The organism is Streptomyces sp. CWNU-52B (genome assembly GCF_047444975.1).
Lineage (GTDB): Bacteria > Actinomycetota > Actinomycetes > Streptomycetales > Streptomycetaceae > Streptomyces.
On the sequence record NZ_JBLFJV010000066.1, the window covers coordinates 24,268 to 50,163 of the forward strand.

General features: G+C 70.6%; 22 protein-coding genes. 10 read left to right on the top strand and 12 right to left on the bottom strand.

Going from position 1 to position 25,896, the window contains the following annotated elements; translation table 11 throughout:
- Positions 1-50: 50 nt before the first annotated feature.
- On the bottom strand, positions 51-809 hold the full coding sequence (locus ACLVWQ_RS39665; protein WP_414114185.1) for a DUF4232 domain-containing protein: 759 nt from the start codon (positions 807-809) through the stop codon (positions 51-53).
- A gap of 216 nt (positions 810-1,025) precedes the next feature.
- On the opposite strand from ACLVWQ_RS39665, the gene ACLVWQ_RS39670 reads away from it, so the two are divergent.
- Positions 1,026-2,399: a helix-turn-helix domain-containing protein gene (locus ACLVWQ_RS39670; RefSeq protein WP_414114186.1), complete on the top strand. Its 1,374-nt coding sequence runs from the start codon at positions 1,026-1,028 to the stop codon at positions 2,397-2,399.
- Between the two features lie 117 nt (positions 2,400-2,516).
- A complete protein-coding gene (locus ACLVWQ_RS39675; RefSeq protein WP_414114187.1) occupies positions 2,517-3,419 on the top strand; it encodes an SAM-dependent methyltransferase in 903 nt (300 codons plus the stop codon).
- Between the two features lie 81 nt (positions 3,420-3,500).
- Here ACLVWQ_RS39675 and ACLVWQ_RS39680 read toward each other — a convergent pair whose 3' ends face one another.
- From ACLVWQ_RS39680 to argS, 3 genes are all read right to left on the bottom strand, one after another.
- A complete protein-coding gene (locus ACLVWQ_RS39680) occupies positions 3,501-4,298 on the bottom strand; it encodes a DUF4253 domain-containing protein (protein WP_414114188.1) in 798 nt (265 codons plus the stop codon).
- A 78-nt stretch (positions 4,299-4,376) separates the two neighbouring features.
- On the bottom strand, positions 4,377-5,303 hold the full coding sequence (locus ACLVWQ_RS39685) for a phosphotransferase family protein (protein ID WP_414114189.1): 927 nt from the start codon (positions 5,301-5,303) through the stop codon (positions 4,377-4,379).
- A gap of 462 nt (positions 5,304-5,765) precedes the next feature.
- On the bottom strand, positions 5,766-7,589 hold the full coding sequence (argS, locus tag ACLVWQ_RS39690; protein ID WP_414114190.1) for an arginine--tRNA ligase: 1,824 nt from the start codon (positions 7,587-7,589) through the stop codon (positions 5,766-5,768).
- A gap of 373 nt (positions 7,590-7,962) precedes the next feature.
- On the opposite strand from argS, the gene lysS reads away from it, so the two are divergent.
- Entirely contained in the window at positions 7,963-9,708 is a 1,746-nt protein-coding gene (gene lysS, locus ACLVWQ_RS39695; protein WP_414114191.1) for a lysine--tRNA ligase, read from the top strand.
- Between the two features lie 89 nt (positions 9,709-9,797).
- Here the strand turns inward: lysS and ACLVWQ_RS39700 are convergent, their stop codons facing one another.
- The 3 genes from ACLVWQ_RS39700 to ACLVWQ_RS39710 all read right to left on the bottom strand — a co-directional run bounded on the left by ACLVWQ_RS39700 (position 9,798) and on the right by ACLVWQ_RS39710 (position 13,451).
- On the bottom strand, positions 9,798-11,207 hold the full coding sequence (locus ACLVWQ_RS39700) for a DUF2637 domain-containing protein (RefSeq protein WP_414114314.1): 1,410 nt from the start codon (positions 11,205-11,207) through the stop codon (positions 9,798-9,800).
- A 195-nt stretch (positions 11,208-11,402) separates the two neighbouring features.
- Positions 11,403-12,359, bottom strand: coding sequence for a DUF3558 family protein (locus ACLVWQ_RS39705; protein WP_414114192.1), 957 nt, complete (start codon positions 12,357-12,359; stop codon positions 11,403-11,405).
- Between the two features lie 189 nt (positions 12,360-12,548).
- The gene (locus tag ACLVWQ_RS39710) at positions 12,549-13,451 is read right to left on the bottom strand and encodes a DUF3558 domain-containing protein (RefSeq protein WP_414114193.1); all 903 of its coding nucleotides are present in this window, start codon (positions 13,449-13,451) and stop codon (positions 12,549-12,551) included.
- Positions 13,452-13,656: 205 nt separating this feature from the next.
- Between ACLVWQ_RS39710 and ACLVWQ_RS39715 the strand changes: the two genes are divergently transcribed.
- The gene (locus ACLVWQ_RS39715; protein WP_414114194.1) at positions 13,657-14,850 is read left to right on the top strand and encodes an RtcB family protein; all 1,194 of its coding nucleotides are present in this window, start codon (positions 13,657-13,659) and stop codon (positions 14,848-14,850) included.
- A gap of 60 nt (positions 14,851-14,910) precedes the next feature.
- On the opposite strand, the gene ACLVWQ_RS39720 is transcribed toward ACLVWQ_RS39715, so the two are convergent.
- Complete coding sequence (locus ACLVWQ_RS39720; RefSeq protein ID WP_414114195.1) at positions 14,911-15,777, bottom strand: hypothetical protein; 867 nt, start codon at positions 15,775-15,777, stop codon at positions 14,911-14,913.
- Positions 15,778-16,367: 590 nt separating this feature from the next.
- Between ACLVWQ_RS39720 and ACLVWQ_RS39725 the strand changes: the two genes are divergently transcribed.
- Positions 16,368-16,586 (top strand): hypothetical protein, encoded by a 219-nt coding sequence (locus ACLVWQ_RS39725; RefSeq protein WP_414114196.1) that lies wholly within the window; start codon positions 16,368-16,370, stop codon positions 16,584-16,586.
- A 40-nt stretch (positions 16,587-16,626) separates the two neighbouring features.
- Here ACLVWQ_RS39725 and ACLVWQ_RS39730 read toward each other — a convergent pair whose 3' ends face one another.
- Positions 16,627-16,782 (bottom strand): hypothetical protein, encoded by a 156-nt coding sequence (locus tag ACLVWQ_RS39730; protein WP_414114327.1) that lies wholly within the window; start codon positions 16,780-16,782, stop codon positions 16,627-16,629.
- On the bottom strand, positions 16,782-17,567 hold the full coding sequence (locus ACLVWQ_RS39735; RefSeq protein WP_414114197.1) for an SDR family NAD(P)-dependent oxidoreductase: 786 nt from the start codon (positions 17,565-17,567) through the stop codon (positions 16,782-16,784). The genes ACLVWQ_RS39730 and ACLVWQ_RS39735 overlap by 1 nt, the downstream gene beginning before the upstream one ends.
- Positions 17,568-17,932: 365 nt before the next feature.
- Here ACLVWQ_RS39735 and ACLVWQ_RS39740 point away from each other — a divergent pair, with 365 nt between their 5' ends.
- Together ACLVWQ_RS39740 and ACLVWQ_RS39745 are read left to right on the top strand one after the other, a co-directional pair.
- Positions 17,933-19,054: an LLM class flavin-dependent oxidoreductase gene (locus ACLVWQ_RS39740; RefSeq protein ID WP_414114198.1), complete on the top strand. Its 1,122-nt coding sequence runs from the start codon at positions 17,933-17,935 to the stop codon at positions 19,052-19,054.
- Complete coding sequence (locus tag ACLVWQ_RS39745) at positions 19,051-19,740, top strand: FMN reductase (protein ID WP_414114199.1); 690 nt, start codon at positions 19,051-19,053, stop codon at positions 19,738-19,740. Before ACLVWQ_RS39740 ends, ACLVWQ_RS39745 begins: the two co-directional genes overlap by 4 nt.
- 118 nt (positions 19,741-19,858) lie before the next feature.
- Here ACLVWQ_RS39745 and ACLVWQ_RS39750 read toward each other — a convergent pair whose 3' ends face one another.
- Positions 19,859-21,145, bottom strand: coding sequence for a glycosyltransferase family 4 protein (locus ACLVWQ_RS39750; RefSeq protein WP_414114315.1), 1,287 nt, complete (start codon positions 21,143-21,145; stop codon positions 19,859-19,861).
- Between the two features lie 246 nt (positions 21,146-21,391).
- Between ACLVWQ_RS39750 and ACLVWQ_RS39755 the strand changes: the two genes are divergently transcribed.
- Together ACLVWQ_RS39755 and ACLVWQ_RS39760 are read left to right on the top strand one after the other, a co-directional pair.
- Complete coding sequence (locus ACLVWQ_RS39755; RefSeq protein ID WP_414114200.1) at positions 21,392-22,099, top strand: response regulator transcription factor; 708 nt, start codon at positions 21,392-21,394, stop codon at positions 22,097-22,099.
- A 90-nt stretch (positions 22,100-22,189) separates the two neighbouring features.
- Positions 22,190-23,647 carry an ATP-binding protein gene (locus ACLVWQ_RS39760; protein ID WP_414114201.1) on the top strand — a complete coding sequence of 486 codons (1,458 nt, stop codon included), beginning with the start codon at positions 22,190-22,192 and terminating at the stop codon, positions 23,645-23,647.
- A 62-nt stretch (positions 23,648-23,709) separates the two neighbouring features.
- Here the strand turns inward: ACLVWQ_RS39760 and ppk2 are convergent, their stop codons facing one another.
- Positions 23,710-24,648: a polyphosphate kinase 2 gene (gene ppk2 / locus ACLVWQ_RS39765; protein ID WP_414114202.1), complete on the bottom strand. Its 939-nt coding sequence runs from the start codon at positions 24,646-24,648 to the stop codon at positions 23,710-23,712.
- A 465-nt stretch (positions 24,649-25,113) separates the two neighbouring features.
- Between ppk2 and ACLVWQ_RS39770 the strand changes: the two genes are divergently transcribed.
- Complete coding sequence (locus ACLVWQ_RS39770) at positions 25,114-25,896, top strand: ABC transporter ATP-binding protein (protein ID WP_414114203.1); 783 nt, start codon at positions 25,114-25,116, stop codon at positions 25,894-25,896.

The following is a 25,896-nucleotide window of genomic DNA, read 5'->3' on the forward strand; positions in this document are numbered from 1 at the left end:
GGGAACGGGGGAAGGTCCGGGAGGGAGTGGGCGAGAGGTGGGCGCCGTCGTCACCAGGCGAGCGCGTCGTCCATCGACTGCTGCCAGTACGAGACCTTGACCGAGTCGTCCACGTGCAGACCGTCCTTGGCGGGGAACGTCGGCGTGATGGACTTCGTCGATTCCTTGTTGAGGTGGATCGACAGCGTCTTGGCCGTGTAGCCGTTGGAGCCGCTGCCGTCCGCCGCCGAGAGGACCACGCTCGCGTAACCGGACTCGCCCGGGGCCAGGGTGACGACCGCCTGCGGCTGGGAGCTCTCGATGACCGGCGGCACCGACTGGGCCTCGCCGAGACGGACCACCGGGTAGTAGGCCAGGCCGCAGTTCTTCGAGCCGGTGTTGGTCACGGTGAGGAGGAGGTGGTTGAGGGGGCGGTTGACCTCGGTGGCGGTCGTACGGACGCTGGAGCAGGCGGCGAGGCCGGAATCCGAGTCGTCCGAGCCGCCCGAGCCGGAGGAACCGGAGGAGCCCGAGCCGGAGGAGCCCGAGGAGCCGGAGGAGCCGGACGAGCCCGAGGAACCGCTCGAACCCGACGTGCCCTGGTCCTCCTCGGACACCGGTGCCTTGGTGCCGGTCTTCTCCTTGCCCGCGGGCGCCTCGTCCCCCTTGGCGGCGGGCGACTCGGAGGAGGTGCCGGCCGACGCCCCCTCGTCGCGCACTCCCTCTCCGTTGTTGCAGGCCGTCAGTGACAACGTGGCGGCGGCGAGCGCGGCGGCGGCGAGCAGGCGAGTGCGGGTGGTGCGAGCGGTGCGTGCGGTGCGTGCGGACATGAGTGATCCCCCTGATGCGGTACGGGTGGTGGCACGGGCCGCTCGACCGGGTACCGGGGGCGGCGTGCTTGGATGGCCCAAGCTTGTGGGGCGATCCGTCCCGGCCGCCACACCTGCCGGGCTTTCCGGGACGCTGGAACGGTTGCAACGGCTCTGACCTGGTCGAATGGCATACCCCTGGAATACGGATCCGGGACGTGGAGAGAGGCGGAATCGGTGGCGCGGGACGAGTTCACGGAGCTGTTGGGGCAGCTGAAGGAACGATCCGGGCTCAGTTACGGCGTGCTCGCGAAACGGCTCCACACGAGTGCGTCCACGCTTCACCGGTACGTCAACGGGGATGCCGTGCCGGCCGACTACGCGCCGGTGGAGCGGTTCGCTCGGGCGTGCAGGGCGACGTCCGAGGAACTGGTGGAGCTGCACCGGCGGTGGGTCCTCGCGGACGCCCGTCGGGGGCAGAAGCCGACGGAGACGGACACGGGGACGGGGACGGGGACAGGGGCGGAGACGGGGTCCGGACCCGGGTCTGGGACGGAGACTGCCGGTGCCGGTGCCGGGAATGAGGCGGGGGCGCCGTCCGTCCCTGAGGGGGCGGGGCCGGGGTCGGTCGGCTCGGGGGAGCCGCTGGACTCCGCTGACGTCCTGGTCTCCTCGGAGCCGCCGTCCGGGCCGGCCGCGCGGCGGCGGCGTACCGCCGTTCTCGCCGGTGCCGCCGTGGCCGCCGCCGTCGTGTCGGTGGCGCTCGTCGTGAATCTCGTGCCGAGCGGTGACGACGACGCGGGCCACGAGCAGTCCGTGGGCGCCGAGGAATCCGCCGGCGACCGGCCGGGGGCCGGTGAGTCCACCGGCGCGAAGGGCAAGTCGGCCACACCGTCCGCCTCGGATTCCGCCAGTCCCAAGGCATCCGCCTCCCCCTCCGCCTCCCGGAGCGGCGACGGAGCCGCCGCGGCGCCGGACGCCGGAGCAGCGGACGGCGCGAGCGCGCCCACCGTCGCCGTCAATCCGTACAAGTGGGAGGACCCGTGCAGCCAGCACTACCTGGTCGACGAGAAGCCCCAGTACGTGCCCCCGCCGGCCAGTGAGCCCGACGCGCGCGGGTGGGTCACCGCGCTCGGCGGTGTCCCCGGCGGGAAGCAGATCCTCGCGCTGACCGTCCAGGGCACCGGGAAGGCCACCGTCGTCCTGAAGGCACTGCACGTGCGGGTGGTGGAGAAGAGCGCGCCACTCGCGTGGAACGACTTCGCGATGGGGGTCGGGTGCGGTGGTGGCGTACAGACCAAGTCGTTCGGTGTGAACCTCGACGACGGGCGGCCCCAGGCCGCGCCCAAGTCCGGACAGCGCGACTTCCCGTACAAGGTGAGCGAGTCCGACCCCGAGGTCTTCTACGTCTACGCGGACGCCCGCGCGCACAACGTGAGCTGGTACCTGGAACTGGACTGGTCGAGCGGCGGCAAGGAGGGCACCGTACGCATCAACGACAACGGCAAGGCCTTCCGGACGAGCGGGAACGCGGGGCGGCCCGCGTACACCTACCCGCTCGGGGACTCCGAATGGGGACGCAACGAGTACGAGCCGGACGTCCCCGGCTGAGCGCACCCCGGTTCTGGGCGCGTACCGGTTCGGGGCACTATCAACTCCCTCTGGGAGTTAGGTTGTTGCCCGTTGACCTATGTGACGTTTCGACGCGACTCCCCAGGGAGAGGCCTTATGCCCGGTGACGCTCTCAGCCAGGACCCCGCCGAGCTGAGAAGGAGGATCGACACCACCAAGGCACACCCGGCCCGGGTCTACGACGTCTTCCTCGGGGGCAAGGACAACTACCCGGTGGACCGGGCCGCCGCGGCCGCCGCGCTCGCCGCCAACCCGCGCGGCTACCTCGACGTCCGGCACAACCGCGACTTCCTGCGCCGGGCCGTGAACAGGCTGACCGGCGAAGAGGGCATCCGGCAGTACCTGGACATCGGCACCGGGCTGCCCACCCAGGAGAACGTGCACCAGATCGCCCAGCGCATCGCCCCCGACTCCCGTGTCGTGTACGTCGACAACGACCCGGTGGTCCTCGCGCACGCGCGCGCCCTGCTCACCAGCGGGCCCCAGGGGCGCACCGACTACATCGACGCGGACCTGGAGAACCCGGGCCAGATCCTCGAAGCCGCCGCGAAGACCCTGGACTTCGGACAGCCGATAGCCCTCGCGCTCGTGGCGATCCTGCACTTCGTCGAGGACGAGCGGGCCTACCCGATCGTCCGCGAGCTGATCGACGCGCTGCCCCCGGGGAGCCGGCTGGTGCTCAGCCATCTCACCGAGGACCTCAACCCCGAGAACGTCCGCGCCGTCCAGCGGACCTACACCGAGCGCGGTTTCACCTTCGTGCTGCGGACGAGGGCGGAGGTCGAGCGGTTCCTCACCGAGAACGGGCTGGAGATCGACGAGCCCGGTGTGGTCCCCGCCCACCACTGGCGCCCGGACGACGCGGCGCCCCCGCCCGAGCAGGTGGAGGCGAGCTACCTGGAGACCCTCGACGACATCGAGAAGGTCCGCTACCTGGACATCAACGACGCGACGGACGCGGACATCAACGTGTACGCGGTCACGGGCCGCAAGCGCTGAGGGCGCGGCCGCGGCGGGTCTGGGCGACGCCCTGACCGGTGAGCCCGTCCGCCGTCAGCCCGGTCAGCCCGGTCAGCCCCGTCAGTCCCACCGGAAGCACCAGGAGTGGGCGCCGAGCACCTCGTGCTCGGCGTACGCCCGCAGGGAGGCGTGGCCGCTCCGGGTGACGTTGTCCGGGCAGAACGCGTAGTGCTCGGCGGCTATCGCCTCGGCCTCGGCGAGGGTCCGGGGCGGGGCCGCCACGGAGACGAACAACTGGTCGTAGGTGAGCGCCACGACCCGGATGCCGAAGCGGTCCTCCCAGGAACGCAGGACCGCGCACAACTGCCCCACGTCGTCCGTGTGGTTGGCCGGCCCGCACCAGCCGACGGCGGCCGGGATGTCCGCGCTGCGGCGGGCCGGGACGAGCGCCGACCGCGGCTCGACCAGCCGGCTCGCCGTACCGGCGAGGGCGTCCGTCACCTCGGCGGCCCGGGTGTCGGGGTCGGTGTCCGGCGGGCACGCCGGGGCGAGGCCGGGCCAGTCGGCGTCCTGCGGCTCGGCCGCGCGCTCCTCCCAGAGCTCCGCGAGCACCTCGTCGGCGTCGTGGTCGCCCGGATAGGACGCGAGGTCCGGGTCCAACTCCCACTTGTCCGGGTGGGGTTCGCCGTCCGCACGGCCGCCGACCAGGACCGGGTACAGACCCGCCGTGCGGCGCGCGGAGGCCAGCCGCAGCCAGTCGCCCGGTGCCGCCCGAGCGTCGGCGCGCCACAGCAGCGGTTCGCCCCTGGGGCCGTCGACCGTCGTGTCGAGCAGGGCACCGGGCGGGAGGTCGAGACCGAGCGAACGGCCGGCCGGGTCGGCCGCGAGCGTCGGCAGCTGGTTCGGAAGTGTCGCCATGCACGAGACTTTAGAGCCAGCCACTGACAACGGCTCAGGCCCCGGCCGACCGGCGCCCCGGTGCCCGTCGAGGGTCCGTCAGTCGGTGCCGAACCAGGTCTGCGCGAGCGAGTCGAGCGTCGGCTCGGGCGGCTTGGGCAGCAGGCTCAGATACCAGGGCAGATTGCTGTAGACGTGCAGCAGCGTGTACGCCATGAGCGTGTGCGGGTCGAACGGCGGGCGCCCGTAGGCCTCGTAGAAGCGTTTCAGCAGCCGGGGCTGCCCGCACGCGACGAACAGGCCGACGCCCACGAAGTCGTAGGCCGGGTCGCCGATCATCGCGGGCTCGAAGTCGAACAGGCCCGTCAGCTGCCAGCCGTCCGGCTCCACGGTCAGATGCTGGCGCATGAACTCGGTGTGCAGCAGCACCCGTCGGGCCGGAGCGGGCAGGGGCACCGAGCTGAGGAACCACGGAATCTGTTCGAGCCACTGCGGAGCCAGTCCGACCTCGCGCTGCTGGTCCATCGCGTTCGCGCGCTGCGCGTCGACGAACAGGCTCCAGTCGGCGGGACCGGCGAGGCCCGTGAGCGGCGCCGGACTCAGCGCGTGCATCGCGGCGAGCGTCTCACCGGCCTCCGTGACGATACGGTCCTGCTCCGCCGGCGGGATCCGCGGCCACGCCTCCGCGAGGGACTCGCCGGGCAGCCGGGACATCAGGACGTACGACCAGCCGTTCTTGTACGCGCCCGCCGAGTACAACTGCGGTGTCGGAATCGGCAGTCTGCCGTACACGTGCGTGAGCATCCGTTCCTCGCGCCGGGCGTCGAGCTTCTCGAAGGCGGGGAACAGCTTCAGTACGTGCGCGGCGCCGATCGAGTACACCGGCAGTGAGCCCTCGATGAAGCGGGCCATCGGTTTGGGAACCAGTCCGAGGTGCTCGCACAGGTCCGCGACGGCCGGCCGCAGCAGGGCCTCGTCCCGGACGATCTCGTCGAGCTCCTCGCCGGTCTCAACGAGTGGCAGCATGACTGGCGAACACCCTCCGGGCGGCCGGAGTGATGGAGAAGGGCAGTGCAGTGCTCATTGCGCTCCCAGCGTGCGGTTCCAACAGGGCTCTGGAGTCCCCGGAGTCGGGGTCGGCGCCCCGCAGCATCGCATAATCCGGGGAAGCGCCCGGATATCTCAACCTTTGGCCACTGCTCGCATCGACGGTCACATCGGCGGAGGGGCGGGAGAGGACAGAGGGACGGAAGAGGACACCGGCATATGCGCGACGGTGTCCTGCGGCCCGGAACCCGTGCCACGCGGCACGTCGGCCGGCCGCGAGGTCCGTCGCGACACCGGTCGACACCGGTCGAGAGGTCCCTCCGTCGCTGTCCGGGGAACGCCTCCGATGCGTACGCCCTCCATGCCTATTCACCCGATCGGATGAATAGGCATGGAGGGCGTGAGGGGTGAGGAGGTAGGCACGCGGCCCCCTTCAGCCCCTCAGAGGCGCTCGGGCGTCCTGATACCGAGGAGCGCCATGCCCTGGTGGAGCGTGCGGGCCGTCAGGTCGACGAGGAACAGCCGGTTCTCGACGACCTCCTTCGGGTTCGCGTCGCTCAGCACCTGGCACTGGTCGTAGAACGTCGTCAGGTGCGACGCCAACTGGTACAGGTACGAGGCCAGCTTGTGCGGCTCGTACCCCGCGGCCACGTCCAGGAGCAGCTCGCCGAACTGGTCCAGGTGCAGCCCCAGCGCACGCTCCGCCGGAGCCAGCGCCAGCTCCGGGTGGGCCAGCGGACGCGAGTCCCCGGCCTTGCGGAGGATCGACTGGATACGGGCGTACGCGTACTGGAGGTACACGCTCGTGTCGCCGTGCAGCGACACCATCTGGTCCAGGTCGAACTTGTAGTCCCGCACGGCGGACGTGGACAGGTCCGCGTACTTCACGGCGCCGACCCCGACGAACCGGCCGTTCTCGACGATCTCGTCCTCGGTCAGGCCCACCTTCTCGGCCTTCTCGCGGACCACCGCCGTGGCGCGGTCGATCGCCTCGTCGAGCAGGTCCACCAGCCGGACCGTCTCGCCCTCACGCGTCTTGAACGGCTTGCCGTCCTTGCCGAGGACCGTGCCGAAGGCCAACTGCTGCGCCTTCGTGTCCTCGTTCAGCCAGCCCGCCCTGCGCGCCGTCTCGAAGACCATCTTGAAGTGCAGCGACTGGCGCGCGTCGACCACGTACAGGAGCGTGTCGGCCTTCAGGTCGAAGACGCGGTTCCTGATCGCGGAGAGGTCGGTCGCCGCGTAGCCGTAGCCGCCGTCCGACTTCTTCACGATCAGCGGGACCGGGTTGCCGTCGGGCCCCTTCACGTCGTCGAAGAACACGCACAGGGCGCCCTCGGAGCGGACCGCCACGCCTGATTCCTCAAGGAGGCGGCAGGTCTCGTCCAGCATGTCGTTGTAACCCGACTCGCCGACGATGTCCGCGTCCCGGATCTCCATGTCCAGCTTCTCGAAGACCGAGAAGAAGTAGACCTTCGACTCGTCCACGAACCGCTGCCAGGTGGCGAGGGTGTGCGGGTCGCCCGCCTGGAGGTCGACCACCCTGCGGCGGGCCCGCGTCTTGAACTCCTCGTCGGAGTCGAAGTGTGTGCGCGCCGCCTTGTAGAGGCGGTTGAGGTTCGACATCGCCTCCTCGCCGGTCTCCGCGGCGGTCTCCGCGGCGGCGGTGGTGGTGTCGGCGTCGGTGTCGACGTCGGTGGGGGACTTGCGGTCCAGTTCGTGCGGGTGCTCGTCCAGGTACTGGATGAGCATGCCGAACTGGGTTCCCCAGTCGCCGATGTGGTGCCGCCTGACGACGCTCTCGCCGACGAACTCCAGGATCCGCACGACCGCGTCGCCGATCACCGCGGAGCGGAGGTGGCCTACGTGCATCTCCTTCGCCACGTTCGGCTGGGCGTAGTCGATGACCGTGGTGCCCGGGTGGGCGGCCGACGGCACGCCGAGGCGGTCCGCGGGGTCCGTGGCACGGGCCGCGAGGGTCTCGACGATGGCCCGGTCCGTGATCGTGATGTTCAGGAAGCCGGGTCCTGAGACCTCGATGTCCTCGATCAGATCACCCTTGACGACCCGGTCGACGACCTGGGTCGCGAGCTCCCTGGGGTTGGCCTTCGCCTTCTTCGCCAGGGCGAGGATTCCGTTGGCCTGGAAGTCAGCCCTGTCGCTGCGTCGCAGCAGCGGGTCCGCGTCCGTGGTCTCCGGCAGGGCTGCCGTGAGGGCGTCCGCCAGGAGGTGGTGGACGTGGGCGGTGAGGGACGTGACCGGGGCCATGGGGTGGGAGCCGTTCTCCTCGTGGGTACGGGTGGGTGCGGCCAGTATCCCACGGGGGGTAAAGCGAATTTCGCCCCAGGCGGGGGCGTCCTGTCGGGTGCGGGTTCGGTGGGGGCTGAGTGCGCAGTTCCTCGCGCCCCTTGGGGGCGGGGCTTCGCCCTCGCCTCCTGGGTCCGTTTGGCGGGTGCGGGTTCGGTGGGGGCTGGGTGCGCAGTTCCTCGCGCCCCTTGGGGGCGGGGCTGTGCCCTCGCCCTTCCCCTCCCCGGCGGTGAGGAAAGGCGTTTTCGTGGATGCGGGGGGAGCTGGGAGAATGGGGGCGTCAGCCGTGCTAACCGTACCGCCGGCATCTGACACCCCCTGAGGAAAGAAGGACGTGCCGATCGTGGCTCAGAGCACCGAGACCACCGACTGGGTCTCCCGTTTCGCGGATGAGGTCATCGAGGAGTCGGAGCGTCGAGCCCCCGGCAAACCCGTCGTCGTCGCGTCCGGACTGTCCCCCTCCGGCCCCATCCACCTCGGCAACCTCCGCGAGGTCATGACCCCCCACCTCGTCGCCGACGAGATCCGCCGCCGCGGCCACCAGGTCCGGCACCTGATCTCCTGGGACGACTACGACCGCTACCGCAAGGTGCCCAACGGCGTCCCCGGCACCGACGCGTCCTGGGCCGAGCACATCGGCCGCCCCCTGACCGCTGTACCCGCCCCGAAGGGCTCCCCGTACCCCAACTGGGCCGAGCACTTCAAGGCCGCCATGGTCGACGCCCTCGCCGAGCTGGGCGTCGAGTTCGACGGGATCAGCCAGAGCGAGCAGTACACCTCGGGCGTCTACCGCGAGCAGGTCCTGCACGCGATGAAGCACCGCGGTGACATCGACGCGATCCTCGACCAGTACCGCACCAAGAAGGCCCCCGCCAAGAAGCAGCAGTCGCAGAAGCCCCTCGACGAGGCCGAGCTCGAAGCCGCCGAGGGGTCCGGCGCGGCCGCCGAGGACGACGGCACCGGATCCGCCGGGTACTTCCCGTACAAGCCCTACTGCGGGGACTGCGGCAAGGACCTCACCACCGTCACGGCCTACGACGACGACACCACCGAGCTGACTTACACCTGTACCGAGTGCGCCTTCTCGGAGACCGTCCGGCTCAGCGAGTTCAACCGCGGCAAGCTGGTCTGGAAGGTCGACTGGCCGATGCGCTGGGCGTACGAGGGCGTCGTCTTCGAGCCGAGCGGGGTCGACCACTCGTCCCCCGGGTCGAGTTTCCAGGTCGGCGGACAGATCGTCGGGAGCATCTTCGGCGGCAAGCAGCCCATCGGGCCCATGTACGCCTTCGTGGGCATCTCCGGGATGGCCAAGATGTCGTCCAGCAAGGGCGGAGTGCCCACCCCGGGCGACGCGCTGAAGATCATGGAGCCGCAGCTCCTGCGCTGGCTCTACGCCCGCCGCAGGCCCAACCAGTCGTTCAAGATCGCCTTCGACCAGGAGATCCAGCGGCTCTACGACGAGTGGGACAAGCTGGCGGCCAAGGTCGCCGACGGCTCGGCCCTGCCGGGGGACGTCGCCGCCTACGCACGCGCCGTCGGCACCGCCGCGGGCGAACTCCCGCGCACCCCCCGCCCGATGGCCTACCGCACCCTTGCCTCCGTCGCCGACATCACCGCGGGCGCCGAGGACCAGACCCTGCGCATCCTCAGCGAACTCGACCCCGCCGACCCGATCACCTCGCTCGACGAGGTCCGGCCGCGCCTGGACAGGGCGGAGGCCTGGATCAACACCCAGGTCCCCGCCGACCAGCGCACCGTCGTCCGGGGCGAGGCCGACGCCGAGCTGCTCAAGTCCCTCGACGACCAGGGCCGCGCCTCCCTGCGGCTGCTGCTCGACGGCCTCGAAGCGCACTGGTCGCTGGACGGCCTCACCCACCTCGTGTACGGCGTGCCGAAGGTCCAGGCCGGCTTCTCCGCCGACGCGGGACCCAAGGAACTCCCGGCCGAGATCAAGGTCGCCCAGCGCACGTTCTTCGCGCTGCTCTACCACCTCCTCGTGGGCCGCGACACCGGCCCGCGCCTGCCCACCCTGCTCCTCGCCGTGGGGCAGGAGAGGGTGCGGAGGCTGCTCGGGGAGTAGTAGGCGGCACCCCGCGTGTACGTGGAGGAGGGGCGCCCGGAGATCTCCGGGCGCCCCTCCTCCACGTACGGCGGTACACGCGCCGAGTTCTACGCGATGTGGTCTTCCTGGAGTTCCGCCGTGTGGCGGTTGGTGAAGCGGTTGACCATCCGGTCGGCCTCGCGCTGCGGGAGCGTGGTGCCGTACGTGGCCTCCACGTCACCCCTGAACTGGCCCGAGGTCGGGTAGCTGCCGTCTATCGACTTCTTGAATATGAGGTAGTAGTCGTCCTCGGACGGCTCGGTGCCGCCGCCCGCGCCCATCTCACGCGTACGGCCGGGACCCGCCGGGATCGGGAAGGTGCCGGTGTCCTCGGGAGACGGCTCGGGAGAAGGCTCGGGAGAGGGCTCCGGGGCGGCGGGGGCCGACGGCTCCTCCTCGTACTGCTGAGGGAAGCCCTCCTGCTCGAACCGCCGCTGGTCCTGGAAGCGCCGGCGCTGCTCGAAGTGCTGCTGCTCCTCGAACTGTTCGGCCTGCTGCTGCTCCCCGTACCACTGGTCGTACGCGGCCTCCGGGTCGTACGTCGGGTCGTAGCCGCCCTGGTAGGCGACGGCCTGCGGGTCCCGGGCGTGGAGCCACGGATTCTGCGGCTCGGCGTCCGCGTGGTCCGGCGGCTCGGGGAACTCGTCGCCGTCGAGGGCGGGGTGTTGGCCCCGGGCGTCCCGGGCGGGTGCCGCGTCGTTCCGCACGGCGGCGGGCGCGGTCTCGCCGGTGGTGCGAGCACCCGCCGTCGCGTCGGCCGGCTCCAGGGCGGGCTGCGGCGCCGGAGGCAGCAGCGCAGGCTCGATGCCCGCCGCCGCCAGGCCCGAGGGGGCCGTCTCCGCCAGCGGCACGCCGTAACGGGCCAGCCGCAGCGGCATCAGGGACTCCACCGGGGCCTTGCGGCGCCAGGCCCGGCCGAAGCGGGAGCGCAGCCGCGCCTGATAGACGAGGCGCTCCTGCTCCAGCTTGATGACCTGCTCGTAGGAGCGCAGCTCCCACAGCTTCATCCGGCGCCACAGCAGGAACGTGGGGAGCGGGGAGAGCAGCCAGCGGGTGAGCCGCACGCCCTCCATGTGCTTGTCGGCCGTGATGTCCGCGATCCGGCCGATCGCGTGTCTGGCCGCCTCCACGGAGACCACGAACAGGACCGGGATGACCGCGTGCATCCCCACGCCCAGCGGGTCCGGCCAGGCCGCCGCGCCGTTGAACGCGATGGTCGCGACCGTCAGCAGCCATGCCGTCTGCCGCAGCAGCGGAAAGGGGATCCTGATCCAGGTGAGGAGCAGGTCGAGCGAGAGCAGGACGCATATACCCGCGTCGATGCCGATCGGGAAGACGTAGCTGAAGTTCCCGAAGCCCTTCTGGAGGGCGAGTTCGCGCACCGCCGCGTAGGAACCGGCGAAGCCGATGGCGGCGATGACGACCGCTCCGAAGACGACGACCCCGATGAGGATCCGGTGCGTCTTCGTGAGCTGCATAGGCGCGGTCACCCGTACTCCCCTTCCATTACGACGTGTTGCGCGCAACAGAGTGGCACATGTGTACGGGGTGCGGATGCCCGGTACGGGTCGAGCCCTGCCTCCGTCGGGGCCGGGCTCGACCAAATGTCCTGGTGGGGCTGCGAGTGGCGGGGCGGCGGGACTGGACGCCGCCGCCTGAAATCGGGCCTCGCGTCAGTCCTTCGCGGCGGACTCGCTGGGGCTCGCACTGTCGTCGGCCCCCTTGCCGAGGCTCGACCCCTTGCCGGAGGCCGCGTCGGCGCTGTCGCTCGCACCGGCGCTCGCACTCGCGTTCTTGTCGTCCGTGCCCTTGCCCGTGCTCTTGCCCGCGCTCTTGCTCGGGGTCGCCTCGGCGCCCGAGCCGGCTCCGTCACCGCCGGCTCCGTCGCCACCGCCGTCGTTCGCGGCCACGACCGACTCGACGGCCTCCTTCGCGGCCTTCTGCGCCGCCTTCGACAGGTCGGCGGCCTTCGGGGAGTCGTCACCCGCCAGGCCCGCGCCGTTGTAGTCGATCGTCATGACGACGTTCTCGACGCGGGTCACGAGCGTCTGCTGCCTGAAGGTGCCTTCCTTCTTCTTCAGGTCGTACGTCACCAGCGTCGCCTCGTCGCCCGTGCCGGAGACCGGCTTCGACTCGGCGTTCTTGGCGTCCTCCACCGAGCGCGCGTCCTCGGCGTGCTTCGTGTAGTACTCCGCGGCCAGCTTCTCGCCCGTGCCGCGGGTCTGGTCCGACTCGAAACGCAGCAGCGACACGTTCAGCCAGCGGAACTGCGAGCCCTTCACACCCTTGTTGTCCAGGCTGTCCCAGGAGCAGTTGCCGCGCGTCGAGGTGTTGTCCGACTTGCCCTCCTTGCCGGACTTGGCGCCCTCGGGCACCAGCTCCTTCAAGGTCTTCGAGGAGAACACCTCGCACGGCTCGGGAAGCTTCGCGTACGTCGCCTCCTTCACCACCGTGCCCGCCTCCGTGGCGGAGGGCGACGCCGAGGCGCCGGAGTCCTTCTTCGCGTCGTCGCCGGAGCCGTCGCCGGAGTCCGAGGAGCAGCCGGAGGCGACGAGCATCACCGGAACGGCGGCCGCCCCGACAAGGATGCGGGTGAGTCGCTGACGGTGTCGCTGTACGGATCGGTGCATGGTTCCTTCACTCAAGACGCTCGGGTGTACGTGCGGACGGGGCGCGCTCTCCCGCCGGCCGCACTCGGTCGTGACTCGGTCGTGACCGTGACTCGGTCGTGACTCTGTCGGGTCCGAGGAGTCACCGTACGCCGAACGGGACAAGTGCGGCTCACGTTCCGCCGAGGCCGAAACCCTCGCCGAACGCCCCTAATCGTTGAGCGTCCCGGCGAGCTGACCCGCCAGTTTCCGCGCCCTGTCCTGCATCTCCTCGCTGCTCGGGACGTCCGTCGTGGTGGCCGGCTGCTCGTCGTACTGGATCGTCACGACCACGTTGGACGTGCGGAACACCACAGTCACCGTGCGCTGCTTCGAGTAGTTCAGCGCGTCGTCGAGGAACGCGGTGTTGCCGAGGTCGTCGAGGGTGCGGGGCTGGAGGGCGGTCGGTGTGGAGCCCGAGGCGCCGGACCCGTCCGAACCGGGCTCGTCCGAGCCGGCGGGGGAGGAGGGCGACGACTTGGACGATCCGGACGATCCCGAAGAATCGGGGGAGCCGGTCGGGTCGGCCGAGTCGGTCGCGCCGCTCGGATCCGGCGACCCGGATTCGTCGGTCTCGCCGGATCCGGCTGATTCCTCGGGCGGTTCGGAGGCCGACGCGACCGGTGCCGGGAGGTCCGCCGCCGCCTCCTTCTTCGCGTAGATCTCCGTCGCGCGGTCGTCGTCGCTCACCGCGTTGTCGTACGAGACCACCCGCTCGAAATCCACCAGCAGATGGTCCGTCGCGGTCGTCGACTCGGCCTTCCAGCGGCAGCCGACCTTCCGGTCCGTGTCGTACGTGACCGTCGCCGTGCCCTCGTACGCCTTCTCGCGCCGCTCCTCGTCCGTCAGCTGCTTGATGCCCGGCAGCAGCGAGTCCAGGGTGCTCTGCGACACCGCGCCGCAGGGCTCCGGGAGCGTGCGGTACTTGCCGGGCTGCGCCGCTGTGGCCGTGGTCGCGGTGCTGCCGGGCTTCGCGTCGTCCGTGCCGTCGCCGTCCGGCGATCCACCGGTGCAGCCGGCCATCAGCGCCGCGAGGAGGGCGGCGACGCCGGGTACGTAGGCCTTCCGCTGCACGGTGGGCTCCTCTCGACGGGTCGCTCGGCTGTGCTCGCGACCAGCGTGTCCTGTGGTTATTCGGTTGCCGCACGGGGGTGGGGCCTGGAGACAATGTGTATCGCACGCACTGCCGTGGATGCCGGTCCGTTGTCCCAAACGTTGGCCTTGGCGCCGGTTTTTCGATGTGCGGCTTCCATTGGGTTTACGGGGGAATGAGGACGATATGTCGTACGTGGAGATGCCGGGGGCGAAGGTTCCGATCCGGATGTGGGCGGACCCGGCGGCGGTGGACGACGGCGCGATGCAGCAGCTGCGTAACGTCGCCACACTGCCCTGGATCAAGGGCCTGGCCGTCATGCCGGACGTGCACTACGGCAAGGGCGCGACGGTCGGGTCGGTCATCGCGATGCGGGGTGCGGTGTGTCCGGCGGCGGTCGGGGTGGACATCGGCTGCGGCATGTCCGCGGTCAGGACGTCCCTGACGGCCAACGACCTGCCGGGAGACCTCTCCCGCCTGCGCTCGAAGGTGGAGGAGGCGATTCCGGTGGGCCGGGGGATGCATGACAGCCCGGTCGATCCGGGACGGTTCCATGGACTTGCGACCGGGGGGTGGGACGGCTTTTGGGGGCGGTTCGACGGGGTTGCCGAAGCGGTGAGGTTCCGTCAGGGGCGGGCGGCTAAGCAAATGGGAACCCTTGGCCAAGGGAATCATTTCTGGGAATTTTGTATCGACTCGGAAAACTCGGTCTGGATCATGCTGCACTCCGGTTCCCGGAACATCGGTAAGGAACTTGCCGAGCACCACATCGGTATCGCTCAGAAGCTTCCGCACAACCAGGGTCTGGTCGACCGTGATCTCGCTGTATTCGTCGCGGACACACCGCAGATGGCGGCGTACCGGCACGACCTCTTCTGGGCGCAGGAGTACGCGAGGTACAACCGCACGATCATGATGGCGATCTCGAAGGAAGTAGTTCGCCGCGAGTTCAAGAAGGCGAAGGTGACCTTCGAGCCGGAGATCTCGTGCCATCACAACTACGTGAGCGAGGAGCGGTACGAGGGAATGGACCTGCTCGTCACCCGCAAGGGCGCCATTCGCGCGGGCTCCGGCGAGTACGGGATCATTCCGGGTTCGATGGGCGCGGGCTCGTACATCGTGAAGGGTCTCGGCAACGAGAAGGCCTTCAACTCGGCTTCGCACGGGGCGGGCCGGCGGATGAGCCGCAGCGCGGCCAAGCGTCGCTACTCGACGAAGGACCTGGAGGAGCAGACGCGGGGTGTGGAGTGCCGCAAGGACTCCGGAGTCGTGGACGAGATCCCGGCCGCGTACAAGCCGATCGAGCAGGTCATCGACCAGCAGCGGGACCTGGTCGAGGTGGTGGCGAAGCTGAAGCAGGTTGTCTGCGTGAAGGGTTGACCGAATACCCGTCGGGCCCGAGCTGAACTGGCACGGGCCCGACCGGCACTTGATCAGTGGTTACTGGGGCTTGGACACCTGTCCGGTGCGTAGACGCCAAAGGCGGAGACCGCAGCTCTGGACGGTCCTGTTGAGTGCCTCGGCGGCCGAAGTCGCTTTGCTGTGTTCCAGCAGGATCCGGTCCTCGTGTTCATTCCAACGACGCTTGGCGTAAGGCGCCCTCATGGTGGCTGGGCGAGTCCACGATGTCAGCGAGTCGGCAGCTGTCCGTTTGCGGTCCAAGGCGATGCAGTCCGGGTAGTACAGGTGCTTGCTGAGAGCCTGAGCCGTCTCCATCAGGTACAGGATGTTGTAGATGCCGTCGCGAGTGTTGCGCTTGATGAGGCGTTCGGCACCTGTGACCTGGTTCGCGTACTGGCACAGATAGGTGCCGATGGCGGTGCTGGCCGTCGTGAGGGAGATGAAGGGGAAACCCTTGCTCGTGTAGCCCACCGAACCATCGGCGTCGATGATGCCTCGGAGGTAGTCGCGGCTTGAGTGCTCGACGTGGGGTGGGGCGATCTTCGTCGACTTGCGACCGTACGGGAGGCCGAGTTCGTTGAGCTTGGTTCTGGCTTCGAGAGCGCACAGGGTCCAGGTGGCCGAGTGGTGGGACTCGGCGAAGTTGGTGGACCTCGTGCGCTCGGTGATGCTGCTGTTGTACGGAGTCAGCCGCTGGAACTCGCGCAGGACCTCAATGTCCCGCACGTTGATCTCGACGGTCAAGCGCCCCTTTTGACCCGTCCCCTTGGCGAGGTGCCCGTCGGCCTGCAAGAAGCCGAACATATAGGCGTAGTTGGGGTTCTTGAGGTTCATGAACCCCGTCGTGTCGACGTCAAGGGCGTCATCCAGCGTGAATTGCTGCGCGTTAGGCTTACGTTCAGCCATGGGGAAGTTGGCCTTCCTCGTTGGTCAGACCCTTGGTCGGGATGTCGGTCCCGGCCGAGGGTCGTCCTTTTGATGTTGTGAAGTGAGCCTAGGTCGGTAGTTCTGATCCCGTATGGGTGATCTAACCGGTTCACCCTTGTGAGCTATTCGAAAGCGGAGTCGCGCAGTGAGGCTTCGCATTGCCCGGGTGGCTTAACTGCCGTTGTCGTCCAGCGAGTTGTTGCGTTTCACTGCCGATCCCATGTCCTCATCGTCAATTGCGATGACTTCGGGATGTCCCGTGGGGCCAATTCCGCTGTTGTCGAGGCGACGGAGAACGGGGTCGCTGGGGCTGTGGAGCCGGTTTCTCCGAGTGGCGGTGTGGGCTCGCTGCTCGATGAGGCGGGGAAGCTGTTCACGCCCGATCGGCGGGGTGAGTTGGTCGGGCGGGCCCGGGTCGAGGACGTCGAGGTGGAGTTCCGGGCGCAGATCGAGGCTGCTGTGGAAGAGGCCGGGCGGCGGAAGGTGCGGGGCTGCCCGTCGTCGACAACGACTTCCTCGACAGCTTTTCGCTGCCGCTGGACCGCAAGGCGGAGCGGTACGCGCGGCTGGTGCGGGAACTTCCCGTCGGGCTGAGCGAGTGGGCCGTGCATCCGGGGCTCGGGGACGCCGAGTCGCGGGTCGTCGACCCCGAGGGGTGGCGGGTTCGGCGGACCGACCATGAGTTTCTTGTCTCCGCCGGCGCCCGTGAACTCCTGGAGGAGGAAGGGGTGTTCCTGATCGACTACCGGGGCGTGCGGGAGCGGTGGCGGTCGGGTGGGTGGGCGTGACGTCCGCTGTCGTGCCGGTGCCGGTGCCGGCACCGCTGTCCTACTTGGCGTGCATCACCGCGTAGATCATCACGAACGCCACGATGTGGATGCCGAAGAGGAAGTACGCGAGGTACCACCAGACGTAGCGTTCGTTCTTCGTCTCCTGGGCCAGACGGCGTTGTTCCTGCTCTCGTTCCTGTTCCGGGTCCGGCATCACAGCTCCCTGTGGACCTTCGTGTTGGAGGCCTGGGCCCGGGGGCGTACCACCAGGAGGTCGATGTTGACGTGTGAGGGGCGGGTGACCGTCCAGGTGATCGTGTCGGCGACGTCCTCCGCGGTGAGCGGCTCGGCCACCCCCGCGTAGACCTTCGCGGCCTTCTCGGTGTCGCCGCCGAAGCGGGTCAGGGCGAACTCGTCGGTCCGCACCATGCCGGGGGCGACCTCGATGACCCTGACCGGTGTGCCGACGATCTCCAGGCGGAGGGTCTCGGCGAGGACGTGCTCGCCGTGCTTGGCGGCCACGTAACCGGCGCCGCCCTCGTAGGTGCCGTGGCCCGCGGTCGAGGAGACGACGACCACCGTGCCGTCGCCGGACGCGGTGAGCGCGGGGAGGAGGGCCTGGGTGACGTTGAGCGTGCCGATGACGTTCGTCTCGTACATCTGGCGCCACTCCGCCGGGTCGCCGGTCGCGACCGGGTCGGCGCCGAGTGCGCCGCCCGCGTTGTTGATCAGCACGCCGATCTTCTTGAAGGCCGTCGCGAACTCGTCGACCGCCGCGCGGTCGGTGATGTCCAGCGCGTACGCCGTCGCCTGGCCGCCCGCCGCGGCGATCTCCTCCGCGAGTGCCTCGATGCGGTCCTTGCGGCGGGCGGTGAGGACCACCCGGTAGCCCGCGGCTGCCAGCTGCCGGGCCGTCGCCGCACCGATTCCGCTGCTCGCGCCGGTGACGACGGCGATACGGGACGCGGCGGCGGGCGCGGCGGATGCGGGGGCGGTCATGGGGTGCTCCTCGGGGGAGGGGGTGGCGGGCGCGACGGTCCTGCTGCCGCACCCGCTCGTACGGTCGACTGCTTCTCCCGCCAGGATATGCGGGCCGGATGTGGGGGGCCGGGTGCGGGCCGGTGGGGGCTGGGTGCGCAGTTCCCCGCGCCCCTTACGGGGCGCTGGTGGGGGAGCGTGCTCGACGGCCTGCCGGGCGGCGGGGAGGCGGGCCTCCGGCCCCCGGGCTGCGTCCCGGCCCCGGCCTCCCGGCTCAAGCGGGCCCCGGGACCGGTCCTGCCGGAGGTGGTGGGAATACCGGCGGGTGGCGTGGGTGTTTGCGGGTATAGTTGAATCGTAAACAACCTGCGGAGGATGAGGCAGCCATGCAGTTCGGGATCTTCAGCGTCGGCGACGTCACGCCGGACCCCACCACGGGACGGGCCCCGTCCGAGCACGAGCGCATCAAGGCCATGGTCGCCATCGCGCAGAAGGCCGAGGAGGTCGGGCTCGACGTCTTCGCGACCGGTGAACACCACAACCCGCCGTTCGTGCCGTCGTCGCCGACCACCATGCTCGGCTGGATCGCCGCCCGCACCGAGAACCTCATCCTCTCCACCTCCACCACCCTCATCACCACCAACGACCCGGTGAAGATCGCCGAGGACTTCGCGATGCTCCAGCACCTCGCGGACGGGCGCGTGGACCTGATGATGGGGCGCGGCAACACCGGCCCGGTCTACCCCTGGTTCGGGAAGGACATCCGCCAGGGCATCAACCTCGCGGTCGAGAACTACGCCCTCCTGTACCGCCTGTGGCGCGAGGAGGCGGTGACCTGGGAAGGCAAGTTCCGTACGCCGCTGCAGTCGTTCACCGCCACGCCCCGGCCGCTGGACGGCGTGCCGCCGTTCGTCTGGCACGGCTCGATCCGCTCGCCGGAGATCGCCGAGCAGGCCGCGTACTACGGCGACGGGTTCTTCCACAACAACATCTTCTGGCCGGCCGACCACACCAAGCAGATGGTCGAGCTGTACCGGTCGAGGTACGCGCACTACGGGCACGGCACACCTGAGCAGGCCATCGTCGGACTCGGCGGCCAGGTGTTCATGCGGCGCAACTCCCAGGATGCCGTACGGGAGTTCAGGCCGTACTTCGACAACGCGCCCGTGTACGGGCACGGTCCGTCCCTGGAGGACTTCACCGAGCAGACCCCGCTGACGGTCGGCTCGCCGGAGCAGGTGATCGAGAAGACGCTGGCCTTCCGGGACTACGCCGGCGACTACCAACGGCAGTTGTTCCTGGTGGACCACGCCGGACTGCCGTTGAAGACCGTGCTGGAGCAGATCGACATGCTGGGCGAGGAGGTCGTGCCCGTGCTGCGCGAGGAGTTCGCCAAGGGGCGCCCCGCCGGGGTGCCGGAGGCGCCGACGCACGCCGCGCGGGTCGCTGCCGCCGCCGCTGAGGCCGCCGCCTCCGCCGACGCGGGCCAGGAGGTGACCGCGTCATGAAGCTCGTCGTCGTGTCGGCGGGGCTGAGTGTCCCGTCGTCCACCCGGCTGCTGGGCGACCGGCTCGCGGTGGCCGTCGCGGGGCGTGCTGCCACGGCCGCCGACGTCGAGGTGGTCGAGCTGCGCGACCTCGCGGTCGAGATCGCGCACAACCTCACCAACGGGTTCCCCGGGCCCGCGCTCGGCGCCGCCCTGGACGCGGTGGCGTCGGCGGACGGCCTGATCGTCGTCACGCCCGTGTTCTCCGCCTCCTACAGCGGACTGTTCAAGTCGTTCTTCGACGTCCTGGACCGTGACGCGATGGCCGGGAAGCCCGTGCTCATCGCCGCGACCGGGGGTTCCGCACGGCACTCGCTGGTCCTCGATCACGCGCTGCGACCGCTGTTCGCGTACCTGCGGGCGGTGGTCGTGCCGACCGGGGTCTACGCGGCCTCGGAGGACTGGGGTGCGGAGGGACTCGCCGAACGCATCGAGCGGGCGGCGGGGGAGCTGGCCTCGCTGATGGGGATGGGGACGAGGACGGGGATGGGGATGGGTGCCGGGCGGGCCCGGTCCGAGCCCGATTCCGAGCCCGATTCCGAGCCCGATTCCGAGTCTGCGCCCGAGTCCGTACGCGATTCCGTGCGGGTCGGTGGCTTCGATGTCGTTCCCTTCGCGGCGCAGCTTGCCGCGGTGCGGCCGGAGTAGGGGCGGGTCTGGCTCTGCGGGCCGGCGGGGGCGGAGCGCGCAGTTCCCCGCCCCTTACGGGGCTCGGGGCGGGGAACCGCGCGACCAGCCGCCACCGGCCCGGACGCCATGGTCCAGGTCAAGGCCCCGCCACCCGGGGCCGCCCCGGCAGCGCCCGGCGCAACCTGCGGGCCTGCCGCCGGACCCAGCCGGCCGCGCGGACCCGCCCCCGGGCCCGCGCGCGGCTGCCCCGCGTCGCCGCGAGCTCCGCGAACAGCGCCTCGTAGCGGTCCAGGATCGGTTCGGCGTCGTAGCGCCGCGAGCTCGCCAGCGCCGCCCGGCCCATCGTCCGGCGCAGCGGCCCGTCCGTGATCAGGTCGAGCATCGCCTCGGCCAGCGCACGTGAGTCGCCGACGGGGACCAGCCTGCCGTCCACGCCCTCGGTGATGATCTCGGCGGGGCCCAACGGGCAGTCCGTGCTGATCACCGGCACCCCGCAGCGCATCGCCTCGACCAGCGTCATCCCGAACGACTCCGCGTCCGACGCCGACACCACCAGCGCCGCTTTCGCGAACTCCGCCTCCATCGGCGTACGCGGGCCCATGAGCCGAATGTGTCCCGACAGGCCCAGGCCGTCCACGAGGTCCTGGAGGTGGTCGCGCTGCGGGCCGCCGCCGTAGATCCGCAGCCGCCAGTCGGGTTCCTTCGAGGCGACCGCGGAGAAGGCCTCTATCAGCAGGTCGAAGCGTTTGCCGGGGACCAGCCGGCCCGCCGCGACGACCACCTTCGACGTCTCGCCGGTCGTCTCGCCGGTCGTCTCGTCAGTCGCCTCGTCGCGGGTGACGCCCTCGGGCGCCGGCACGATGTTCGGCACCGCCGCGACCCGTACCCCCGGCAGGGTCATCCGCCGCCGGTACACCTCCGCGTCCGCCTCCGTCGTCGTCACCACCGCGTCCAGCCGGCGGTAGTGGCGGGCCAGCACGCTCCGCAGCCGCTTGGTGTGGGCGTCGTGCCGCAGGTGCTCCTGGGCGATCCGCAGGGCCTGGCGCGGCGCGAAGAGGGACACGTAGACGTTGACGCCGGGCCGGGTGCCGATCACCACGTCGGCGTCGCAGGCCGTGAGGTAGGCACGGGCCCGCAGGTCGGTGAGCCGGGTGTACTGGGCGTAGCGCTTGTCGGAGTCGGGGAAGTCGGTGGCCGGCCGGGCGTAGTCGGGGTCCGTGAGGTCCTCGCTGCCGTCCCGTTCGTCCACCAGCGGTACCACCGTGATCCGTGGGTCGACGGTGAACCGCGGCTCGTCCCGGTGGCGCCGCATCGACACGATCTCCACGTCGTGCCGGTCGGCGAGTGCCGTGGCGAGGTTGAGCGTCGTGCGGACGGTCCCTCCGATGGCGTACGCGTTGTGCAGCAGGAAGACGACCTTCATGCGTTCCGTGCGGCCCGTGCGTTCCATACGCTCCATGTGTTCTGTGCGTCCTGTGTGTCCCGTGCGTCCCGTGCGGTTCATGCGTGCGTGGCCCTCCCCGTCGCGGCGCTCGCCCCCGGCACAGGGGAAACAGTGGCTGGGCGAGGTAAGCCACCGGTCCCGGCAGGGTGAGAGCCGGGTAAGAGGACCGGCCGTACCCCCTCTTCAGCAGGTAGTACGTAGCAGTCGGCTTGGCAGACTGGTCCCGTGGCCCACAATCTGCTGCTCGCCGAGGACGACCGTGCGATCCGCCATGCCCTGGAGCGGGCTCTGACTCTGGAGGGGTACGCGGTCACCGCGGTGGCCGACGGCGTCCAGGCGCTCGCGCAGGCCCACCGCACCCCGCCCGACGTGCTCGTCCTCGATGTGATGATGCCCGGCATCGACGGCCTCCAGGTCTGCCGTGTCCTGCGTGCCGAGGGCGACCGCACCCCCATCCTGATGCTCACCGCGCTCGTCGAGACCGCGGACCGCATCGCGGGCCTGGACGCGGGCGCCGACGACTATGTGGTCAAGCCGTTCGACGTCGAGGAGGTCTTCGCCCGGCTCCGGGCCCTGCTCCGGCGTACGGGCGCCCCCGACGACGTACCCAGCGAACCGCGGCGCGCGCCCGATGGCCAGGTCGCCGCCGCGGGTCTGCGTATCGATCCGCAGGCCCGCCGTGTCTGGCGGGGGACGCGGGAGGCGGAGCTGACCCGCACCGAGTTCGACCTGCTGGAGCTGCTCGTCCGCAACGCCGGCATCGTCCTGGACCACGCCACCATCTACGACCGCATCTGGGGCTACGACTTCGGGCCCGGCTCGAAGAACCTCGCCGTGTACGTCGGTTACCTGCGGCGCAAGCTCGACGAGCCGGGTGTGCCGTCGCCGATCCACACCGTGCGAGGCGTGGGGTACGTGCTGAGGGAGGACTGAGTGCGGCGGCGGCGGTGGTGGTCGCGGGGGTGGCGGTGGCGGTCGCGCCGTACGGGCGAGCGGCGCAGTCGGATCGGCTCCGTCGGCTCCGTGGGCTCGAACGGTCGGTCCGGTCGGTCCGGGCGGCTCGGGCGGTGGGTGGCCAGGGCCCGGCTCTCCTCGCTGCGGACCACCTTCACGGTGTCGTTCGCGGCCGTGGCGGCGGCCGTCACCGTCCTCGTCGGCTTCCTGTCGTACGACGCCGCCGCCCGGCTCGTACGCGTGGACCAGCAGACGGTGTTCGAGGGCGTCGTACAGGACCTGCGTGACGAGGTGCGCCGCAGCCCGCTGTCACCCGCGGACTTTGCCACCGCCGACGCCGACGCCGACAGCGGTCCGCGCGCCGAACTCGTCCGGCCGAGCGGCACGGTCGTGCAGGTCCTGGGACCGGCCGGGTCGGTCGTCGACCGGGGCCGCCCGCCGCTGCCGGTGGACGCCGACGACCGGCGGATCGCGGCCGGGCGGACCGCCGGGCGGCCGGTGGGGTACCGGGACGTCGGCGTGGGCGACAGCGACGAGGTGTACCGCCTGGCGACCGTCCCGCTCGGCGGCGGCCGGGGCGCCGTACAGGTGGCGCAGGAGTTCAGCGGCACCGAGGACCTGCTGCGCGACCTCCAGCAGCGGACCGTCCTGCTGGTGGCCGCCGTGGTGGTCGCCGCCGGGCTCTTCGGGTGGTGGCTGGCCCGGCGCATCACCTCGCGTCTCGTGCGGCTCGCGGGGGCCGCCGAGGACGTGGCGCGCACCGGCCGCCTGGGCATCGGTGTCCAGGTGCCGGTCGCCGGGCACGACGAGGTGGCCCGGCTCGGCCGTTCCTTCGACCGCATGCTGGGCCGGCTCGCCCAGTCCGAGGACGACCAGCGGCGCCTCGTCCAGGACGCGGGGCACGAGCTGCGTACGCCGCTGACCTCGCTGCGTACGAACATCTCGATACTCCGCCGGATCGACGAACTGCCGCCCGCGGTCCGCGTGGAACTGGTCGCCGACCTCGCCCAGGAGGCCCGCGAACTCACCGACCTGGTCAACGAGTTGGTCGCGCTGGCGGCCGGCCAGTCGGACACCGGGCCACCGCGACGGGTGATCGTGGGCGACCTCGCGGACGACGTGGCGGTGGCGGCCCGCAGGCGTACCGGACGGGCCGTCACGGTCCGGGTGTCCGGCGACACGGCGGTCGACGGGCGGCCCGCGGCGCTGCAACGCGCGGTGTCCAACCTGGTGGAGAACGCGGCCAAGTTCGACCTGGGCGGGAGCGAGCCGATCGAACTCGTCGTGACGCGCGCCGGGGACACCGTCCGTGTCGAGGTCCTGGACCGCGGCCCCGGTATCGCGCGGGAGGACCTGGACCGGGTCTTCGACCGCTTCTACCGCGCGGCGGACGCCCGGAGCCTGCCCGGCTCCGGGCTCGGTCTTTCGATCGTCCGCGAGGTGGCGGCGGCGCACGGGGGAGAGCCGTTCGCCCGCCGCAGGGAGGGCGGGGGGTCGGTGACCGGGTTCACGGTCGACGGGGGGTGAGGCCGGGCGCGGGCGCGCGTCCGGGACCGGCCTGCCGGGCGCTGCTCACCGGTCTGGAGGTCTCACTGGAGGTCCCGCTCAAGGTCCCCCTTGAGGTCTCCTGGGAAGTCCCCCTGGAGGTTGTCGTCCTCTCCCGCCTCCAGCAGGGTCGCCGCCGCGCCCACGATCCTGGGGTCCGGGTCGCCGACCACCTCGTGGTCCTTGTCCGTGTAGTCGAAGCGCGCCAGCACGCTGCGCATGGCCTCGACCCGGGCCCGCTTCTTGTCGTTGCTCTTCACCACGGTCCACGGGGCCTGCGCGGTGTCCGTCTCGCGGAACATGGCGACCTTCGCGGCGGTGTAGTCGTCCCAGCGGTCCAGCGAGGCGAGGTCCATCGGGCTGAGCTTCCACTGCCGTACGGGATCGACCTGGCGGATCGTGAAACGGGTGCGCTGCTCGCCCTGCGACACCGAGAACCAGAACTTGACCAGGTCCACGCCGTCGTCCACGAGCATCCGCTCGAAGGCGGGCGCCTGCCGCATGAAGCGCCGGTACTCGTCGTCCGAGCAGAAGCCCATGACCCGCTCGACGCCCGCCCTGTTGTACCAGGACCGGTCGAAGAGCACGATCTCCCCGGCGGTCGGCAGGTGCTCCACATAGCGCTGGAAGTACCACTGCCCGCGCTCGCGTTCGGTGGGCCGCTCCAGGGCCACGACCCGGGCGCCGCGCGGGTTGAGGTGCTCGGTGAAGCGTTTGATCGTGCCGCCCTTGCCGGCCGCGTCCCGCCCCTCGAAGACGACGACGAGCCGGCGCCCCGACTCCTTGATCCAGCTCTGCAGCTTCAGCAGCTCGATCTGCTGCAGCCGCTTGTGCCAGTCGTACTCCTTGCGCTCCATGCGCTGCGCGTACGGGTAGTTCTCGCGCCAGGTGTCGACGGGGGTGCCGTCCGGCCGGATCAGCACCGGGTCGTCGTGGTCGCTGTAGTCGACGTTCATGCCGCTCGCACTCTTCAGGTCGGTCATGTCTCGCTCCATCTCTCCCCAGGGAGTGTCGAAGGAGTGCCATGGGGACTGCGGCACGATCAGAAGTTCAGGCGGAGGCGGGGAGGCGGGGAGGCGGGGCGGCGGCGGGGGAGGAGAAGCAGGTCCTGCGGAGGTCCGATGAAATCAAGCCGAGGCATACGGGCGGCGACGCCCAGGTAAAGGCCCCGCAAGGTTGTGGCGATGGCGCCCGCACTCCGGTGACGTCGGCGGGGGCCGGCCGGGCCGTGGCGGTGGTGCTGAGTACACCTCCGGATACGGGTTCTGCGCCCAATGTGCCCGTCCCGCGTTCTCCGTAGCGTCTTCGGCGGGGCACAGGAAGTGTCCGACAGCGGGGGCGCGGACCGTGCCCGACGGAGGCTGATGACGATGTTTCGCCGAACTGATCGACGTACCGCCGACCGACGTACCGCCGACCGACGTGGCCACGACACCGCACATGCGGGCATGGGCACGGGCACAGGTACGGGTACGGGCCCGGGTGTCACCGAGATGGCTCTGCGGCTGGTCAAGGTCAGCAAGACCTACGGGAGCGACGACAGCGCGGTGACCGCGCTGGACGAGGTGACGTTCAGCCTGGCGCGCGGCACGTTCACCGCGGTGATGGGGCCCTCGGGCTCCGGCAAGTCCACGTTGCTGCAGTGCGCGGCCGGGCTCGACCGGGCCGACAGCGGCATCGTGATGGTCGACGGCACGGCGATGACCGGCGGCACCGAGGCCGAGCTGACGAGGTTCCGGCGCAACCGGATCGGCTTCGTCTTCCAGCAGTACAACCTGCTGGACACCCTCACCGTGGCCCAGAACACGGTCCTGCCGCTGAGGCTGGCCCGGCGCCGCGTCGACCGGGCGCGGGTGCGGGCGACCCTCACCGCCGTCGGCCTCGGCGAGCGGCTCGGCCACCGGCCCGACCAGCTCTCCGGCGGCCAGCGCCAGCGCGTCGCCATCGCCCGCGCCCTGGTGACCGAGCCGAGCGTGATCTTCGCGGACGAGCCGACCGGCGCCCTGGACACGCGCAGCGCGCGGGACGTCCTGCGGCTCCTGCAGGAGGCGGTACGCGTCCACGGCCGTACGGTCGTGATGGTGACCCACGACCCCGTCGCGGCCTCGTACGCCGACTCGGTGCTGTTCCTCGCGGACGGCCGGCTCGTGGGCGAGATGCGGCACCCGACGGCGGACGCGGTGGCCGAACGCCTCGCGCACCTCGGCGACGACGTGATGGCGGGGGTGTGA